The sequence below is a fragment of the Frondihabitans sp. GW821-FHT04F02 genome, from assembly GCF_059420045.1.
Genome location: NZ_JBWKSZ010000001.1, coordinates 61,430 through 75,606, shown reverse-complemented (window position 1 = coordinate 75,606; position 14,177 = coordinate 61,430). Strand labels below are relative to the sequence as shown.

Here is a 14,177-nt window from a genome sequence, read left to right as displayed (position 1 = left end):
GTACCGGACCGATCCATGCGCCCCGGCTGCGAGCGGGAGTCCGACATCAATCCGCGCGAACGATGCACCAGGCGGAATCGAAATCACGGGCATCGAGTTCGGACTGCCGCATCCACACCTCGAGCGGACACGCGTCACCGAACCAGCCCTCGAGGGTCGTCCAGCTCTCGATGTCGAGCACGAGCCGGTACCGGTCACCAGGCTCCGTCAGCGGCAGGCACGCTGGCAGGATCGCCTCGACCGCCTCGAGGCCGCCCGCCTGACTGTGGCCGTAGAGGTGAGTGATCGGAAGGGGCCTGCTCCCGCGAATCATGGTCCGCTGCCATGACCACATCCACTGATATTCCTCCAGGGCCCTCTGGTTGGCCGTGAACGCCTTCGTCGATTCGCGCGCCGCGGCGCTCTCAGCTGGGATCGACCACGTTGCGAAGAGGTGAAACGCCTGACACGCGTCGCTGGGCAGTTCGAGATCAGCGGGGCCATTCGCAAGCACGCTGAAATCGGGGTCGGGAATCCACTGCACTTTCCACCCTCCCCTAGCCCGATCGTCGGCGTCCGTGCCGTGCGTCTGAGTCAGGTCGTGGAACACCTGCAGCACCCCGTGATCGGGCAGTCCGCCGATCGCGTTCGGCCAGTCCGCTTGTGTCTCCACACCGAGGCACTGGTCCACGGCCCACAGGTTGATCGTGGCCACGTGGGCGAGCGGAATACCATCAGGGCATCTGGGCCACTCCTCGGCGGCGATTCCCAGCGCCGGACCGCCCAGCCACGACAGACCGCCTTCGCCGGCCGCCGCGGAGGCCTGCAGCTCCTGATCGCCCGGCGGAAGGGACTGCTCCGACCAGGCGATCGAGAACTGCAGCTCGTCCGCGAGACGCGCCGCTCGGAGATTCGGCCGGTCGAGCCAGTCGACGACCAGCGATCGCGCGCTGTGGATGGGAGCGGTGTTCTCGTTCGCCTCCGTCATGCCCTCAGGGTTCCAGTCCTGCGAGGTGGATCACTGAGAACGTGCGCGGACTGCACGCCGGCCCTCTCCGGCCACTCGGTCGCCGAGCGCCTCCCACCCGCCCGGCACCGAGGGCGCTACTCTCACGGGAGGAAGGAGCGACGATGGAGCAGATCCAGGGGTACGAGGCGCAGGGGGCACGAGCGCGCGAGGCTCGGGCTGATGACGGGCTGGGGCCAGTTCCTGCGCTGAGGGCCTTGAGCTGGCTCGGCGCCGCGTTGATCGTCGCGGCGGTCGTGCTCGTGACGGTCCCGTTCCAGACGCCGCACGCGACCGAGGCCGGCTACGCGCCGCTGCAGTCACTCGCTGGGACCACGGTCGTCGTCGCGGTGGTGCTCGCGTGCACAGGTGTGGTCGTCATCGCCGTCCGCGTGGCCGCCGGCGCCGTGATCCGCTCGCTGCGGTCGAGCTGAGTCGCGAGCCAACCAGCACGGCCCCTCACTGCACCCCCATCACACCGACCTCGCAAGGGAGCGCCATGCCGAAGATCGTCACTCTGATCCGATCCGCCGAGCTGTCGAGCGTCGCGCAGTACGCGTATGCCGCGACCGCGCCGGCCGACGCGCGGCTCGTCTTCCTCGCCGGGTCGTGCCCGCTGAACGCAGACGGCTCGACCGCGAGTGTCGGCGACTTCGCCGGGCAGGCAGCGAAGTGCCTGGAGAACATGGTCGTCGCGCTCCGCGAGGCCGGCGCGGGGATCGACGACGTCATCAGCACGCGGGTGCTGGTCGCGTCGTCCGATCGCGCCGATCTCAGGACCGCGTGGGAGGTCGTCAGGACGACCTTCGGCGATCACGACGTGCCCAGCACGCTGCTCGGCGTCACGGTGCTCGGCTACGACGACCAGCTCGTCGAGATCGAGGCCGTGGCGGCGGTGCGAGGCTGACGCGGGGTCGGAGATCAGGCCGGAGGCGGCACCACCTCGTGATACCTCAGGAGCCGCGAGCCGAGCGGCGATTTCAGGTGGAGCGTCCAGCTCCCCTCGAGGCCGACCCCGCCGCAGGCGCGGATGCTCGGGTCGTGTCGCACGTCGTCCCAGACGTCGACGACCACCTCCGTGGGGGTCTCGTCGAGGTAGACGTCGGTCTCGCGGTTCGGCACGCCGCAGTTGCCGTAGCTCCAGCGCACGCCGATCGCCATGGAGCTCGGCGTCGTCGCGGTGGCCTCGAGAGTCGCGGGCACGAGGTCGGCCGGGATCCTGCCACCCTTCTCGACCACGTGGATCTCGAGGTTGGTCCTCCCTCGGGTTCCGGCCGCAGGAACTTCGGGAACCGCCGCCAGCATCTGCCTCTGCCCGCTCTCGAGCCGCGCCACCTGCTGTGGCCGCGTGTTGGCGTAGACCAGGAGCCCGACGACCGCGGCCGCTACGGCGAGACCGACGCCCAGCCTGAGCAAACGTCGCTTCGCCATGCCCCGAGACTAGGTGGCCGGGCAGGCGGTCCTGATAACAAGTCGGCTACGACTGCTCCTTACGAGGCGAGATTGTCGGCACGTTGCGTGACTGCGCGAAGCGCGTTCACCTCAGCCGTCGACAGCTGCACCGTGACGGTCGCCTCGAGCCGGACGGCCGGGCTCCCCGAGTCCAGGCCTGGGTCGCGATAATGAGCGAGCACCATGCGGAGCCCCTCGCGAAGGAGCGCGCTCTGATTGAGGTGCGTCACTCGCGCTAGCTCTTGCAACTCCGCCTGCTCTTCTTCTGCGACCCGGAAGCGCAGGACGGGTGATTGAGCGCCCGATCCACCAAGGGCGGCGGGGCCTCGGCGAGCGCGCGTGATGACGTCGTCGGCAGGAACCGCGTCGTCGAGCAGCATTCGTCCTAGCGCCTTGGCTTCGTCACCAGTGACCGGCCCCGGACGGCTCTCCCAGGTCGGGATCGGGATCGTTGGGTCGGCCAGGTCTTCGTCGCTGTTCTTGTCGATCATGCTTGCGTCTCCTCTAGGAATGGCCGGAACTTCGGCCCCAACTCCATTGCATGGAACACGTTCTTGTCTCCCGAGGGAAGCGCCCGGACGAGGATCTCAATCAATCGGTCGGTCTGCCCGTGCGGGTGACCGATGATGAGGAGGACGTCGGGCTCGACCAGTTGGACGACGGTCGGGTTGGCGATCGCGTGGCGTTGGTCGGCCTCAGGAATGCCGTGCTTCTCAGACGAGCGAGAAAAGTGGATCGGCGGCATGGCCAACTGTACCACCGTTGTGCCACAGATTAGATCCGTGGAACGCTTTGGCTGAGCCCAGTGGTCCGCCGCCGCAGGCGATCCTGATGACGAGTCGGCTACGACTACTCGGCGGCCGTCCTGATGAGCGCGCGCAGGGTCGACGGGTCGGCCTCACCGAGGATCCGTGCGCTGACCCGGCCGGTCGGATCGACGACGAGCGTGGTGGGCGTGGCGTTGGGGCCGCGGGTTCCGGCGAAGGCGAGCTGGACGGCCGCGCGGCTGACGTCGGACGTCGTGTCGTAGGTGACGCCGAACGTGCGGTCGTAGGCCGTGATCGTGTCGACCTCGTCGCGGACGTTGACGCCCAGGAAGGTCGCCTTCGCCTTCGTGTCCTGACTGACCGACTGAAGGTCTTTCGCCTCGGCGCGGCAGGGCGGGCACGAGGCGTACCAGAAGTTCACGACGAGCACCTTGCCCCGGTAGTCGGCCGCGGTCTTCGTCGTTCCTGAGACGAGGTCGGTGGTGAAGTCGACGGGGGTGCCGCGCCGACCGTCGGGGTACTCCGTGACCTGCTTCGTCTTCGCGATGGCCGGCTGCTGCGTGACGGCGCTCGAGGAGCACGCCGTGAGGCCGAGGGCGAGGAGGGCACCGGCTGCGAGGGCGAGGAGGGCGGGGCGGAGGCGCATGGGTTCAGGGTAGGGGACGGCGGTGGGGCAGTTCCTGCGCCCTAGCGCGAAGCGGGCCGGCGCATCGAGAGGACGAGCCGGACGAGAAGACCGAGCAGGCCGACCACCCCGAGCACGGCACCCGCGACAACCAGCAGGCCGGCGCCGATGTTCGCGCCGTCGCCAGTGTCCTGGGCGCTGGCGATGAGACCGGTGGCAGCGAGGGCGATGCCGACGATCAGGATGACCGTCGCGGCTACCCCGAGCCGTCTCGATGTCGTCATGGTGCGCTCCTCCGCTTGGAGCACCACTCTAGGAGGCGCGCCCGCTTCTCAGGATCTCGGACGTACGAGAGAAGACGGGGCTGCCCGATCAGGATACGATCCGCCTCGTCCGGTCACCGCAGCGCAAGCTGCCGGGGTGAGGGAACCACGCGGACAGCCGGCGATGCGCCATCATCGAGGCATGAAGCTCGAAGCCGTCGACGGCAGCCGGATCGCGATCACGGTCGCGGGACTCGAGTGGACGGCGCTCCGGATCCCGGTCGTGCGCACGAACGATCCGCGTCACCCGCGGGAACCGAAGCGCGAATTCGGTCGGTGGCGGGGTGCCGGGGCACCGGGGCGGGACGATGTCATCGCCCAGATCACGGGCATGCTCGATCACGACGATGACACCTCTCACATTCTCACCATCCAGCGTGCGCACGCCCCCGGCCTCATCGAGGTGCTCGAGCAGAACCGCCGCGTGGAGTGGAGCCTCCCGCTCGTGCCGCGAGAGCTCGTCGCTCAGATGACCGCAGCCGTCACCGCCTTCGCAGCCGGCGACGCTGTCTCGCCTGTCGACACCGAGCGCATCACAGGTGAATGGAACGCCGCTCGAGACGACGAGTGGGGTCGGCACGACTGGCAGATCTCCGCCTCGCGGCTGAGTGAGCGCCGGGCCCGGTGGGCTGCACGGGTGCTGCGGATCCTGCGCCTCGGCGATTTCTGCATGGTCGACCCGCACCGCTCGTTCGATGTCCGCCTCGACTACACGACGGCAATGCATCTGCGTGCGGCGCTGTCGAATGCCGAGCACGAGAGCGTCGTCGACTACTCCGACGGCGCGCTCACCTCCATCGCGACAGCCCAGGCCCGGGATGAGATGCAGGAAGTGCTCGACATCGCCGACTTCCTCGACCACGCCACGACACCGAGGCCCGCCGAGTTCGACTGAGGCCCGCCGCGCCCGACCCGAACGGGGACTTCCGCGCTCGGCTCGGTCCCCTAGCGTGGAGGCAGCACGCCACGACCGGAAGAGAGGGCGCACGATGAGCTACGACATCCTCGCGTTCGACCCCGATGCGACGACCGACGCGGACTTCGGCGCGTGGTGGGAGCAGGAGTCCGAGTCGGACGACGGGCGCTCGTACGACGACGCCAGCGTCACGACGCCGGCCCTCCAGGCGTTCCTGGCCGAGCTGACCCAGACCTACCCGCCCCTCAACGGCCCCGGCTCGCCGAGCAGCGACGAGCTCGACGCTGACGAAGACCTCCTGCACCGCGCCACCGACTACTCGATCGGCCGCAGCCTCGTCTCCGCCAGCTTCTCGTGGAGCCGGGCCGAGGCCGCCCGCGCGCTCTTCCTCCAGCTCGCCGCCAGGCACGGCGTCGCGGTGGCCCTCGTGAGCGACGGCGACGAGATCATCCGACCAGCGTCGGCCAAGTACGCTCGTCACCCCTTCTGGCGCAAAAAGCAGCCGCGCCCATGACCGCCGACGACCCCATGCGCGAGCTGTTCAGCGCAGGAACTACCGACGTCGTCCCACCGGACGACGCCCGACAGGCCGCGGGTCTCGCGGGCGCGATGTCGGTGCTCGCCGTGGTGTCGGCCGTCGTGGTGTCGGCGGCGTTGGTCGGGGCGGGGACGGCTGTCGTGTGGGCTTTTCTGCTGTTCGTCCGGCCGTGAGGGCGCGGCCTTTGGGAAGGATCGACTGCGTGTTCGCGAGGATGGGCGCTGGGTTGTGCAGCGCTGACAAGGAAAGGCGGGGCGAAATCGTCCTTTCTTAAGGACGCGCTCCCCCAGAGTCCTCAACTAAGGACGCGAGACGCGAGGCCCACACGCGCGTCACAACCGCAGCACCAGCGCGTTCGCCGTCAACCCCGCCGCCGTCCCGCACAGCAGCACCGTATCGCCCCGCCCGAGCCGCCCCTCGTCGAGGCACCGCGCGAGCGTGTAGGGCACCGACGCCGACACCATGTTCCCGTACTCGGTCACATTGTCGACGTACGAGCCGACGGGCATCCCGAGGCGGCGCATGGCCAGGCCTATCGCGCCGCTGGCCTGGTGCGGCACGACGAGGTCGATGTCGTCGAGACCGAGGCCGGCCTTGACGAAGAACCGCTCGAAGAAGCCGGGCAGCACCGTCAGCATCCCCATGAGCGCGCGGCGTCCGTGCATCGTGAAGACGTAGTCGGCCGGGTCGCCGTCGGCGTAGTCCTGAGCCGGGTGCAGCGAGAGGCCGCCACGTAGCTCGGTGTCGTGCGCGTGCTCAGGCCAGGTCTGCTGGAGGCTCGCGATGACGCCGGGTCCGTCGGCCGAGTCGTCCGACCGCGTCAGCACGACGGCCGCGGCGGCGTCCGAGAACAGCTCGTAGCTCTCGGTCTGCGCCGGGTCGAGAAACCGCGAGCCGACGTCGCCCGAGACGATCAGGATCCTCTCGTACTCGCCGTCCACCAGGTACCGCGACGCGATATCGACAGCCGTGATGAAGCTCGTGCAGGTCGAGTTGACGTCGAACGCCGCGGCGCGGGCGCCCGGCGCGACACGCTCCATGACGAGCGCCGCCGTGCACGGGATCGGCTGGATGCCCGCGGCGCAGGCCGCGATCACGCAGTCGATGTCGTCGGGCTCGAAGCCGGCCATCCTGATGGCGTCCCCCGCCGCCGACGCGAGCATGTCGAGCTGCGACATGTCGTCAGGAATCCGATACCGCGTCTGCGTGCCGAACGTGACGCTCTGGGTCGGGCGGAACGTCCCCCACCCGCCGATAGTGCAGTTCTTCATGATCCCCCTCGGATCTCGTTCTCAGGCGTGCGCCAGCAGGTCGACGCCGCTCGGGTGCCGATCGTGGCTGAACAGCAGACGGATGCCGGTGCGCTCGACGGCGAGCAGCGACCGGGCGGTGGCGGTCTGGATGGCGAAGGAGTGGGCGACGGCTCGCGGCACCGGCTTGATGCGGCGCTCCTGGCCGAGCATCTCGCGGCCCCAGGCAGCGTCGGCCGCAAGCAGCACCCTGCCTTCTACGAGAGCCCCGACGTGGCCACGCGAGTGGCCGGGGAGGTCGACGAGGCGGTAGCTCCCGTCGCCGAAGAGGTCGGCGGCGCGGAGTTCCTGCGCCCAGGGCTCGAAGCAGGAACTCCCGACCACCGTCACCCTCTCGTCGAGCCAGGAGGGCAGGAGTCCGCGCAGCAGGCCCGCACGCAGCTCTGACAACCCGTTGTGCGACGACCTGAGCGTGTCGCGGAGTCCTTCGGTGAGGATCACATGCGCTTCGGGGAATGCCTGAATCCCGCCCACGTGGTCGGGATGCAGGTGCGAGAGCACGACGTGCGTCACCGTCGACGGATCGAGCTGCTCGCCGATGGTCGCGCCCGCGGGTACGCGCGGCGGGAGCAGCCGCCGGTAGATCGAGCCCGCGAGGCCGGCGCGCCACGGCTCGGGCGCGTACCCGGTGTCGAAGAGCACGCGGCGGTCGCCCGACGTGTAGAGGAATGCTCCGGCCGGGAACACGCGGCGCTCGCGCGGCGCACCGCGGAGCAGCTGGTGCATGCCGCGCGTCGTCTCGCCGCACGCGAAGTACTCGAGGCTACCCACGGGCGGCTCCTGCGCTGGCATAGCTCGCTAGGCTCTGGTCGAGCGTCACCGCCGGCGCATACCCGAGCAGCTCGCGCGCCTTCGAGATGTCGAGCGTCTGCGAGTGGGCGATCGTCGTGACCGTGTAGCGCGTGACCGGCGGTTCAGGACGCCCCGGGAGCATGCCGCAGACGGCCTCGAGGATTCCGGCCAGGGCATAGACGCCCCGCGCAGGCAGCGCCGGGTGCTTCAGCGGCAGGCCGAGGCCCCCGAGCAGCTGGTCGAGCAGCTCGATGAACGGGCGCGGATCGCCGTTGGTGATGTTGAACACCTCGCCGTCGATTCCCGGCGCCTGGGCGGCGAGCCGCACCGCGAGCGCGACGTTCTCGACCGCGGTCAGGTCGATGAGCCCGCGTCCGCCGCGAATCACCGGCACGCCCAGGCGCTCGTGCACCCTCAGGAGTCGCGGCACCAGGCTCGGGTCGCCCGGGCCGATGATGCCGCGCGGTCTCAGGATGACGACCTCGGGTCCGCCTGATCGCGCGACGGAATCCTGAAGCAGCGCCTCCGCCTGCAGCTTCGACCGGATGTAGTGGTTCATCGGGTGGCGGGCGTCGACCTCGCTCTCGCGCAGGTTCACGAGGTCGTGCGGTGCGGCGTAGATCCCGGGCGACGAGATGTGCACGATGCGACGAGCGCCCATCCGCTGCGCGAAGCTCAGGACGCGCTCGGTGCCGACGACATTGGCGTGGAAGAACTCCGACCAACGGCCCCACGGCGACGACAGGGCGGCGCAGTGCACGACGACGTCGCACGGAATCGATGCCGTCGCGAGATCGTCGAGGTCGCCCACGAACGTCGGCCCGCCGGCGGGCAGCGCGGGCGCACGCCGGCCGGCGGCTGTGACGTCGTAGCCGTGCGCCCGGAGTTCCTGCACCACATGCCCGCCCAGGAATCCGCTCGCGCCGGTGACAAGCACCCTCTCCCCCATGTGACGATCCTAGGCGGGCTGTGCCTAGACTCCGTTCTGTGCGGATCGCCCTCGTCACCGACTACTACCCGCCGACTCTCGGGGGCGTTCAGACCGCCGTGAAGGCTCTGGCCGAGGCGCTGTCGTCGGCCGGGCACGAGGTCACGGTGTTCTGCCCGCTCGCGCCGGGGGCTGCAGCGGTCGACTCGGCACCCGTCGCCCCGTCGGGCGGGCCCGCGGTCGTCGGCCTGCCGGTGTCGCGCGTGTTCCGCCCCGACGGCTACCCCTTCGCGTGGTCGCCGCGTCAGGTGCGCGAGAGGCTCCGTCAGGAGTTCCTGCGGCGCGGTATCGAGGTCGTGCATACGCACAGCGAGATGTTCGCTGCGCTCGGTGCGATTCGGGCGGCGCAGGAACTCGCCCTCCCCGTCGTCCACACCATGCACGGCCGCATCGACGTCTACACGGCCAACGTCCTGCCGGTGCCCGCCGTCACGACGGTGCTGCTCGCCGCCCTCCACGCCCGTCAGGTCAGTCACGCCGGACTCCGCGTGTCGGGCGACGCCGCCTACACCGCCACCGCCGTCGCTCGGCGCATGTGGAAGCTGATGCTCGCGCAGTCGCGTGCCGCCGCCCACGTCATCGTGCCGTCGGCGCACTTCGCCCGGAAGCTCGTCGATCAGGGCGTCGAGACGCCGATCACCGTCCTGTCGAACGGGCTCGAGGAGTCGGTACTGGCTCAGGTCGGGACGCCGGTCGTAAGGACGCTCACCCCCGGTCAGGATCTCAGGATCGTCTGGGTGGGGCGGCTGTCGCCCGAGAAGCGTCCTGAGGTGTTGGTCGAGGCGGCGCGCGGCTTTCCTGACGGAGTCGTCGTCGACGTGTACGGCGATGGAGTCGCCCGCAGTGCAGTCGCGCGCGCAGCGGTGGGCGCGCCGGTCACGCTCCATGGCGCGGTCGCCCACTCCGAGGTCCTGAGCGCCATGCGCTCGGCGCACCTGCTCGTCTCCAGCTCCGTCGACTTCGACAATCAGCCGATGGTGATGCTCGAGGCGATCGCGACCGGACTGCCGGTGCTCTTCTGCGACCCCGACCTGGCCGAGGTCGTGCCCGGCGGCGGCGGGTTCCCGGCGCCGACGCCCGACGCGGCCGGGCTGGCAGACGTGGTGCGGCGTCTGCGTACGACGCCCGCGCTCCTCGCCGACGCGAGCGCCGCGATGACGGCGGCGCGCGCCAGCGTCGCCCAGCCCGTCGCCGCCGTGGTGTCCGTCTACGAGCAAGCCCTCACATCCGGCCGCTGAGGGGTCGCTCGTTGTCGGCGCAGGTGCCGCCGGCGAGCAACGAGCGACTCCTCACCGCCCTGGTGCGGGGGCTCTAGGGTGGGGCGATGGAGCGCGTTGTCGAGATCGGCGGGTGGGAGCACGAGTGCTGCGGCCGCGCGTACGAGCGCGGCGACAGGGTCGAGCTCGACTGCATCCGGTCGCAGGGCGCGGGCGACATCGCGCAGCTCGTCGAGTCGCACCACATCACGCGGACCACGACGAAGGTGCGCGGACGCGTCACGGCGATCAGCATCGTGCACGCGGACGGGTCCGAGAGCCCGATCCTGCGCCTTCCGAGTGGCACGGCTCTCTGCGGCTTCGATGACGACGACGACGGCCACCTCGAAGACCCCTGGACCTCGGCGCCCATCGAGAACGACTCGTCGGAGTTCCGCCTCACCGTCGTCGAGCGGCGGTAGGTGGCCTCCGCGTGCTCGCGCGCCTAGCCTGAGACGGTGAACCCGCCGCCGACGCCGAAGCGCGATCTCCTTCTCGACGCGCGGGTGCGGCTTGCCGCCCTGACGATGCTGCTGGGCGTCCTGATCGGGGCGTCGGTGGCTGCCTACGGCGTCCACCTGTCGTGGCCGCACCCCGCCGTCATCGCGGTTGGCGCCGTCGTCGTCGGGGCTGTCGTGGTCGTCGCGACTCTCCTCTCGTGGCGGCGGGCGGGCGGCCGCGAGTCGGTCGAGCAGATCGACCGGTGGGCCAGGTCGGGGCGGCTTCCGTCCGACGTGCCGCTCGGCGCCACCCTGTCTGGAATCGCCGGACGCATCGACTCGGCGAAGTCGGCGCTCTGGTCATCGGGCGTGCTGTTCGCGCTCTGGGCCGCACAGTTCGCGTTCCACCTGGCTGACCCGGCGCAGGATCGCACCGACGTCGTCGTCTTCGGCGTCGCGTTCGCCTACTTCGCCGCCAACCTGGCCTGGAGCCTCTCCGCCTGGTTCCGCCGGGTGCCGACCCTGCGCGAGCTCCTGCACCAGGGCCAGCTCCGCTTGGCCCCCGGCGCCCCTGCGCCCGGCGCAGCCTCAGCCCAACCCCGACCCGGCCGGTGAAGAGTCGCTCGTTGTCGTCGCGCCCCCGCCACTCGAGCAACGAGCGACCCCTCACCGTCGCGGCGTGACGCCTGCGCGCCGATGAACCCGCGGCCTAGGCTGGACGCATGGACACCGTCGTCATCGCCCCTCTCCCCCCGCTGCACTGGAGCGGCGCTCCCGCCGGCGTCGAGCAGCCGACCCCGGACGCGCTCGTGCTCACCGCCGCAGCCGGCACCGACTGGACCAACGACGCGTTCGGCGGCCCGCAGCAGCACGCGTCCTCCTCCCTCGGCTTCACCCCGACCGAGGACTTCTCGCTCAGCGCCCGCGTGCGCGTCGAGCCTCCGCGCACCACGTTCGACGCAGGCGTCCTCGCCATCTGGGGAGACGCCGACCACTGGGCCAAGCTCTGCTTCGAGTTCTCTCCGCAGGGGCAGCCGATGGTCGTCTCCGTCGTCACCAACCTCTACTCGGACGACTGCAACTCCACCCTCGTCGACGCCGACCACGTCTACCTGCGCGTCACGCGTTCCGGCCCGGGGTGGGCGTTCCACTCGTCGGGCGACGGCGTGCAGTGGCACTTCGTCCGCGTCTTCCGCCTCGACTTCGACGGCCCGGTGTCGGTCGGCTTCATGTCGCAGGCGCCGATGGGCCCGACGTGCGTGGCGACGTTCGACGAGATCGCCTACTCGTCGACGCCGCCGTCCGACTTCCGCGACGGCTCCTGACGCCAGCCGGTCCGGCCTCGAGATGGCCCTCTGCGTCGGGTCGGCGGGCGCGAAGCGACGGCGAGGGCCATCTCGCGACCCCCGGGCGCAGGAACTGCGCCACCCACGCCGGCACCGACCCCGCCGGCGAGGCACGCGTCAGACGACCCAGCCGCCCTTGGCGAACGCCTCGCGCAGCGTCATCTGATCAGCCTCGTCGCGGAACTCGTTCCACTCGGCGAGGGCGAAGGCGCGTGCCGACTCGGGCGCACCCACGCCCGCGGCCGTGCTGTCGATGATCCGCGGCGCCAGCTCGCCGAGCTTGGCGTCGAGCTTGAGATCGACACTCGCGTTCGGCTGATCCGGGAACTGCCGCCGGACGTCCTCGCTCGGCTCGTCGCGCTCCATCAGCTCCAGGGCGGTGCGACTGCGCGTCCGCCCCAGGAAGGAGTCGCGGACCGACTCGTCCGGGTCTTTCGCGAGGACGAGCTCGACCTCGAGGGGAAGGTCGTCGGCGCCGGCCAGTTCCAGCCGCTGCATTCGGGTGCCCGACACCGCCGTCGCCAGGTAGGGGTGCGGCGCGCGAGCCTCCGTGACCGGCGGCGCCGGCATGGCCTCGATGTCGGCGATGTCGACGTCGTCCACCTCGTCGTTGCTCGCGCTCGGGAAGCCGACTCCGGCGTAGGCCGTGTGGCCGATCGGCAAGGCCCCGATGGACTGGTGCAGCGCGTTGGCCGCGAGCTGCACGCGCTTCTGCGTCACGTCGCCGCCGGCCTCCCGAAGAATCCTCGCGTAGGCCCGGACCACCGCGACGTGTCGCTCGGTCGCGGCTTCGAACCACTCCCAGCCCTTCTCGGCCCCGTAGGTGAAGCCGGTCAGGTGGACGCTGACGCGCGTCGGGTCCTGCAGCCCACCCAACTCGACACCTTCGCTCATGCCGCTCGCCGTGAAGGTCATCTCGTCGTCGTCGCTCATGCACTCATCCAACCGCACGCCGCCCTGCCTCCGCGCTGGCGCCGCAACCGGCCGGTGAGGGGTCGCTCGTTGTCGTCGCGCCCCCGCCGCCCGAGCAACGAGCGACCCCTCACCGCCGGGTCGGCGGGCGGGGCGGGCGGGGCGGGCGGGGCGGGCGGGGCCCGCCGACGGCCGCGCTCAGCGGACGCGCACGGGCAGCGCCTCGACGGCGTGCACGAACTCGCCCGGCGCGTAGGTCGCCGGCCCGACGCTGAGCCCAGGCATCCGCTGGTGCACCTCGCGGAGCACCGCCGCAAGCTGTGCGCGGGCCACGACGCTGCCGAGACAGAAGTGCACGCCCCCTCCGCCGAACGCGACGTGCTGGCGGGCGTCGCGGGCGAGGTCGAGGCGCCCCGGATCGCCGAAGACGGTGGCGTCGCGGTTGCCGGAGCAGTAGAACAGCGCTACCTTGTCGCCGGCAGCGACGGTGACGCCGCCGGCCTCGGCATCGCCCGCCTGGCTGAGATCGTCGCCACCCCCGCCGAGGCGGACGTCACGCGTCGCCGTGCGCGCGAACGAGATGACCGGGGAGGCGTAGCGCAGCAGCTCGTCGAGGGCGCCGTCGATCCGCGGCGCGAAGTCGGCGTGCAGCCACGCGCGCTCGACGGGGTGCTCGTCGAGAGCGATCACGGCGAGAGACGTGGCCTGCTTCGTCGTGTCGTCGCCGGCCACCACCAGCAGGAGCGCCGTCGACAGGATCTGGTCGTCGGAGAGGGGACGGTCGTCGACCTCCGCCGACACGAGGGCCGTCAGGAGGTCGTCGGCGGGGTTCACCCGGCGATGGGCGGCCAGGGCGGCGACCAGGGCACGAAGGTAGTCGACCTCGCGGCGGAAGAACTGCTCGAGGGTGAGGCCGGGAGGGAGTTCCTGCGCCAGGGATGACCCGACGTAGGTGTCGGCGGCCCGCACGAACGCCGCCGTCTCGCTCGGCGGCACCCCCAGCAGGTCGGCGATCGTCAGGAGCGGCAGCTGTGACGACACCTCTCGCACGAAGTCGAACTCGTCGTGGACGGCGGCGCGGGCCACGATCTGCTTGGCCCGCCGGTCGATCTGGCCGCGCAGGCGCTCGACAGCTCGCGGGGTGAAGAACGGGCTCACGATGCGGCGGTAGGCGGAGTGGTCGGGCGGATCCATCACGAGCATGTTGTCGGCGATGCGGAAGGGCTCCGGACGCACCGACACCTGTCCTGTCGCCGAGCTGAAGGTCTCGTGGTCGCGGCTGATGCGCACGATGTCGGCCGCGGTCGTGACCGCCCAGAACCCTGCCTCGCCGTGCTTCGACCGCGGGTAGCCCGGCGTCTCGAGCGGCGGGTGCCACGACACCGGAGCTGTGCTGCGCAGCTGTTCGAAGGCGGCGTCGCGCTCGTCGAAGCCCTGCGACCAGAAGCGCACGCTCGAGATGTCGACGCCCGACGTCTCCGGATGCCCGGTGCCGTGGAGCCGCGGATCCCGCCGCCGGGCCGACAC

20 protein-coding genes are annotated in these 14,177 nt (G+C 70.8%); 9 read left to right on the top strand and 11 right to left on the bottom strand.

Annotated features, from left to right (window positions below; translation table 11 throughout):
* Window positions 1-46: 46 nt before the first annotated feature.
* A complete protein-coding gene (locus tag AC07TY_RS00385; protein ID WP_494783987.1) occupies window positions 47-967 on the bottom strand; it encodes a DUF1963 domain-containing protein in 921 nt (306 codons plus the stop codon).
* 143 nt (window positions 968-1,110) lie between these two features.
* Between AC07TY_RS00385 and AC07TY_RS00380 the strand changes: the two genes are divergently transcribed.
* Entirely contained in the window at window positions 1,111-1,419 is a 309-nt protein-coding gene (locus AC07TY_RS00380; RefSeq protein WP_148061142.1) for a hypothetical protein, read from the top strand.
* Window positions 1,420-1,484: 65 nt separating this feature from the next.
* On the top strand, window positions 1,485-1,892 hold the full coding sequence (locus tag AC07TY_RS00375; protein WP_123505059.1) for a RidA family protein: 408 nt from the start codon (window positions 1,485-1,487) through the stop codon (window positions 1,890-1,892).
* A gap of 14 nt (window positions 1,893-1,906) precedes the next feature.
* On the opposite strand, the gene AC07TY_RS00370 is transcribed toward AC07TY_RS00375, so the two are convergent.
* From AC07TY_RS00370 to AC07TY_RS00350, 5 genes are all read right to left on the bottom strand, one after another.
* Complete coding sequence (locus AC07TY_RS00370; protein ID WP_488626615.1) at window positions 1,907-2,416, bottom strand: hypothetical protein; 510 nt, start codon at window positions 2,414-2,416, stop codon at window positions 1,907-1,909.
* Window positions 2,417-2,475: 59 nt separating this feature from the next.
* Window positions 2,476-2,928, bottom strand: a complete 453-nt coding sequence (locus AC07TY_RS00365) for a ribbon-helix-helix domain-containing protein (protein ID WP_123505061.1) — start codon at window positions 2,926-2,928, stop codon at window positions 2,476-2,478.
* Window positions 2,925-3,182, bottom strand: coding sequence for a hypothetical protein (locus AC07TY_RS00360; protein ID WP_148061144.1), 258 nt, complete (start codon window positions 3,180-3,182; stop codon window positions 2,925-2,927). The genes AC07TY_RS00365 and AC07TY_RS00360 overlap by 4 nt, the downstream gene beginning before the upstream one ends.
* A 104-nt stretch (window positions 3,183-3,286) precedes the next feature.
* A complete protein-coding gene (locus AC07TY_RS00355; RefSeq protein WP_494783986.1) occupies window positions 3,287-3,850 on the bottom strand; it encodes a TlpA family protein disulfide reductase in 564 nt (187 codons plus the stop codon).
* A 41-nt stretch (window positions 3,851-3,891) separates the two neighbouring features.
* Entirely contained in the window at window positions 3,892-4,113 is a 222-nt protein-coding gene (locus tag AC07TY_RS00350) for a hypothetical protein (RefSeq protein ID WP_494783985.1), read from the bottom strand.
* A 181-nt stretch (window positions 4,114-4,294) separates the two neighbouring features.
* Here AC07TY_RS00350 and AC07TY_RS00345 point away from each other — a divergent pair, with 181 nt between their 5' ends.
* The 3 genes from AC07TY_RS00345 (at window position 4,295) to AC07TY_RS00335 (ending at window position 5,779) form a co-directional block, all read left to right on the top strand.
* On the top strand, window positions 4,295-5,047 hold the full coding sequence (locus tag AC07TY_RS00345) for a hypothetical protein (RefSeq protein ID WP_494783984.1): 753 nt from the start codon (window positions 4,295-4,297) through the stop codon (window positions 5,045-5,047).
* A gap of 94 nt (window positions 5,048-5,141) precedes the next feature.
* Window positions 5,142-5,582, top strand: a complete 441-nt coding sequence (locus tag AC07TY_RS00340; RefSeq protein ID WP_494783983.1) for a hypothetical protein — start codon at window positions 5,142-5,144, stop codon at window positions 5,580-5,582.
* Window positions 5,579-5,779, top strand: coding sequence for a hypothetical protein (locus AC07TY_RS00335; RefSeq protein ID WP_488626622.1), 201 nt, complete (start codon window positions 5,579-5,581; stop codon window positions 5,777-5,779). Before AC07TY_RS00340 ends, AC07TY_RS00335 begins: the two co-directional genes overlap by 4 nt.
* Before the next feature lie 159 nt (window positions 5,780-5,938).
* On the opposite strand, the gene AC07TY_RS00330 is transcribed toward AC07TY_RS00335, so the two are convergent.
* From AC07TY_RS00330 to AC07TY_RS00320, 3 genes are read right to left on the bottom strand one after another with little or no spacing between them, the layout of a single operon-like run.
* The gene (locus AC07TY_RS00330) at window positions 5,939-6,877 is read right to left on the bottom strand and encodes a 3-oxoacyl-[acyl-carrier-protein] synthase III C-terminal domain-containing protein (RefSeq protein WP_494783982.1); all 939 of its coding nucleotides are present in this window, start codon (window positions 6,875-6,877) and stop codon (window positions 5,939-5,941) included.
* A 21-nt stretch (window positions 6,878-6,898) separates the two neighbouring features.
* Window positions 6,899-7,687 carry an MBL fold metallo-hydrolase gene (locus AC07TY_RS00325; RefSeq protein ID WP_494783981.1) on the bottom strand — a complete coding sequence of 263 codons (789 nt, stop codon included), beginning with the start codon at window positions 7,685-7,687 and terminating at the stop codon, window positions 6,899-6,901.
* A complete protein-coding gene (locus AC07TY_RS00320) occupies window positions 7,680-8,657 on the bottom strand; it encodes an NAD-dependent epimerase/dehydratase family protein (RefSeq protein ID WP_494783980.1) in 978 nt (325 codons plus the stop codon). Before AC07TY_RS00320 ends, AC07TY_RS00325 begins: the two co-directional genes overlap by 8 nt.
* 38 nt (window positions 8,658-8,695) lie before the next feature.
* On the opposite strand from AC07TY_RS00320, the gene AC07TY_RS00315 reads away from it, so the two are divergent.
* From AC07TY_RS00315 to AC07TY_RS00300, 4 genes are all read left to right on the top strand, one after another.
* Window positions 8,696-9,934: a glycosyltransferase gene (locus AC07TY_RS00315; protein ID WP_494783979.1), complete on the top strand. Its 1,239-nt coding sequence runs from the start codon at window positions 8,696-8,698 to the stop codon at window positions 9,932-9,934.
* Between the two features lie 86 nt (window positions 9,935-10,020).
* Window positions 10,021-10,374 carry a DUF6578 domain-containing protein gene (locus AC07TY_RS00310; RefSeq protein WP_494783978.1) on the top strand — a complete coding sequence of 118 codons (354 nt, stop codon included), beginning with the start codon at window positions 10,021-10,023 and terminating at the stop codon, window positions 10,372-10,374.
* 36 nt (window positions 10,375-10,410) lie between these two features.
* Window positions 10,411-11,007: a hypothetical protein gene (locus AC07TY_RS00305; RefSeq protein ID WP_494783977.1), complete on the top strand. Its 597-nt coding sequence runs from the start codon at window positions 10,411-10,413 to the stop codon at window positions 11,005-11,007.
* 107 nt (window positions 11,008-11,114) lie between these two features.
* Window positions 11,115-11,717, top strand: a complete 603-nt coding sequence (locus tag AC07TY_RS00300; RefSeq protein WP_494783976.1) for a DUF1349 domain-containing protein — start codon at window positions 11,115-11,117, stop codon at window positions 11,715-11,717.
* 138 nt (window positions 11,718-11,855) lie between these two features.
* On the opposite strand, the gene AC07TY_RS00295 is transcribed toward AC07TY_RS00300, so the two are convergent.
* Entirely contained in the window at window positions 11,856-12,671 is an 816-nt protein-coding gene (locus tag AC07TY_RS00295) for a hypothetical protein (protein WP_494783975.1), read from the bottom strand.
* Window positions 12,672-12,848: 177 nt separating this feature from the next.
* Window positions 12,849-14,177: a cytochrome P450 family protein gene (locus tag AC07TY_RS00290; protein ID WP_494783974.1), complete on the bottom strand. Its 1,329-nt coding sequence runs from the start codon at window positions 14,175-14,177 to the stop codon at window positions 12,849-12,851.

Coding starts and splice junctions, on each gene's coding strand:
- AC07TY_RS00375 (WP_123505059.1), top strand. CDS start 1,485: ATGCCGAAGATCGTCACTCTGATCCGATCCGCCGAGCTGTCGAGCGTC.
- AC07TY_RS00350 (WP_494783985.1), bottom strand. CDS start 4,113: ATGACGACATCGAGACGGCTCGGGGTAGCCGCGACGGTCATCCTGATC.
- AC07TY_RS00310 (WP_494783978.1), top strand. CDS start 10,021: ATGGAGCGCGTTGTCGAGATCGGCGGGTGGGAGCACGAGTGCTGCGGC.
- AC07TY_RS00340 (WP_494783983.1), top strand. CDS start 5,142: ATGAGCTACGACATCCTCGCGTTCGACCCCGATGCGACGACCGACGCG.
- AC07TY_RS00360 (WP_148061144.1), bottom strand. CDS start 3,182: ATGCCGCCGATCCACTTTTCTCGCTCGTCTGAGAAGCACGGCATTCCT.
- AC07TY_RS00320 (WP_494783980.1), bottom strand. CDS start 8,657: ATGGGGGAGAGGGTGCTTGTCACCGGCGCGAGCGGATTCCTGGGCGGG.
- AC07TY_RS00295 (WP_494783975.1), bottom strand. CDS start 12,671: ATGAGCGACGACGACGAGATGACCTTCACGGCGAGCGGCATGAGCGAA.
- AC07TY_RS00345 (WP_494783984.1), top strand. CDS start 4,295: ATGAAGCTCGAAGCCGTCGACGGCAGCCGGATCGCGATCACGGTCGCG.
- AC07TY_RS00355 (WP_494783986.1), bottom strand. CDS start 3,850: ATGCGCCTCCGCCCCGCCCTCCTCGCCCTCGCAGCCGGTGCCCTCCTC.
- AC07TY_RS00370 (WP_488626615.1), bottom strand. CDS start 2,416: ATGGCGAAGCGACGTTTGCTCAGGCTGGGCGTCGGTCTCGCCGTAGCG.
- AC07TY_RS00335 (WP_488626622.1), top strand. CDS start 5,579: ATGACCGCCGACGACCCCATGCGCGAGCTGTTCAGCGCAGGAACTACC.
- AC07TY_RS00385 (WP_494783987.1), bottom strand. CDS start 967: ATGACGGAGGCGAACGAGAACACCGCTCCCATCCACAGCGCGCGATCG.
- AC07TY_RS00300 (WP_494783976.1), top strand. CDS start 11,115: ATGGACACCGTCGTCATCGCCCCTCTCCCCCCGCTGCACTGGAGCGGC.
- AC07TY_RS00365 (WP_123505061.1), bottom strand. CDS start 2,928: ATGATCGACAAGAACAGCGACGAAGACCTGGCCGACCCAACGATCCCG.
- AC07TY_RS00380 (WP_148061142.1), top strand. CDS start 1,111: ATGGAGCAGATCCAGGGGTACGAGGCGCAGGGGGCACGAGCGCGCGAG.
- AC07TY_RS00330 (WP_494783982.1), bottom strand. CDS start 6,877: ATGAAGAACTGCACTATCGGCGGGTGGGGGACGTTCCGCCCGACCCAG.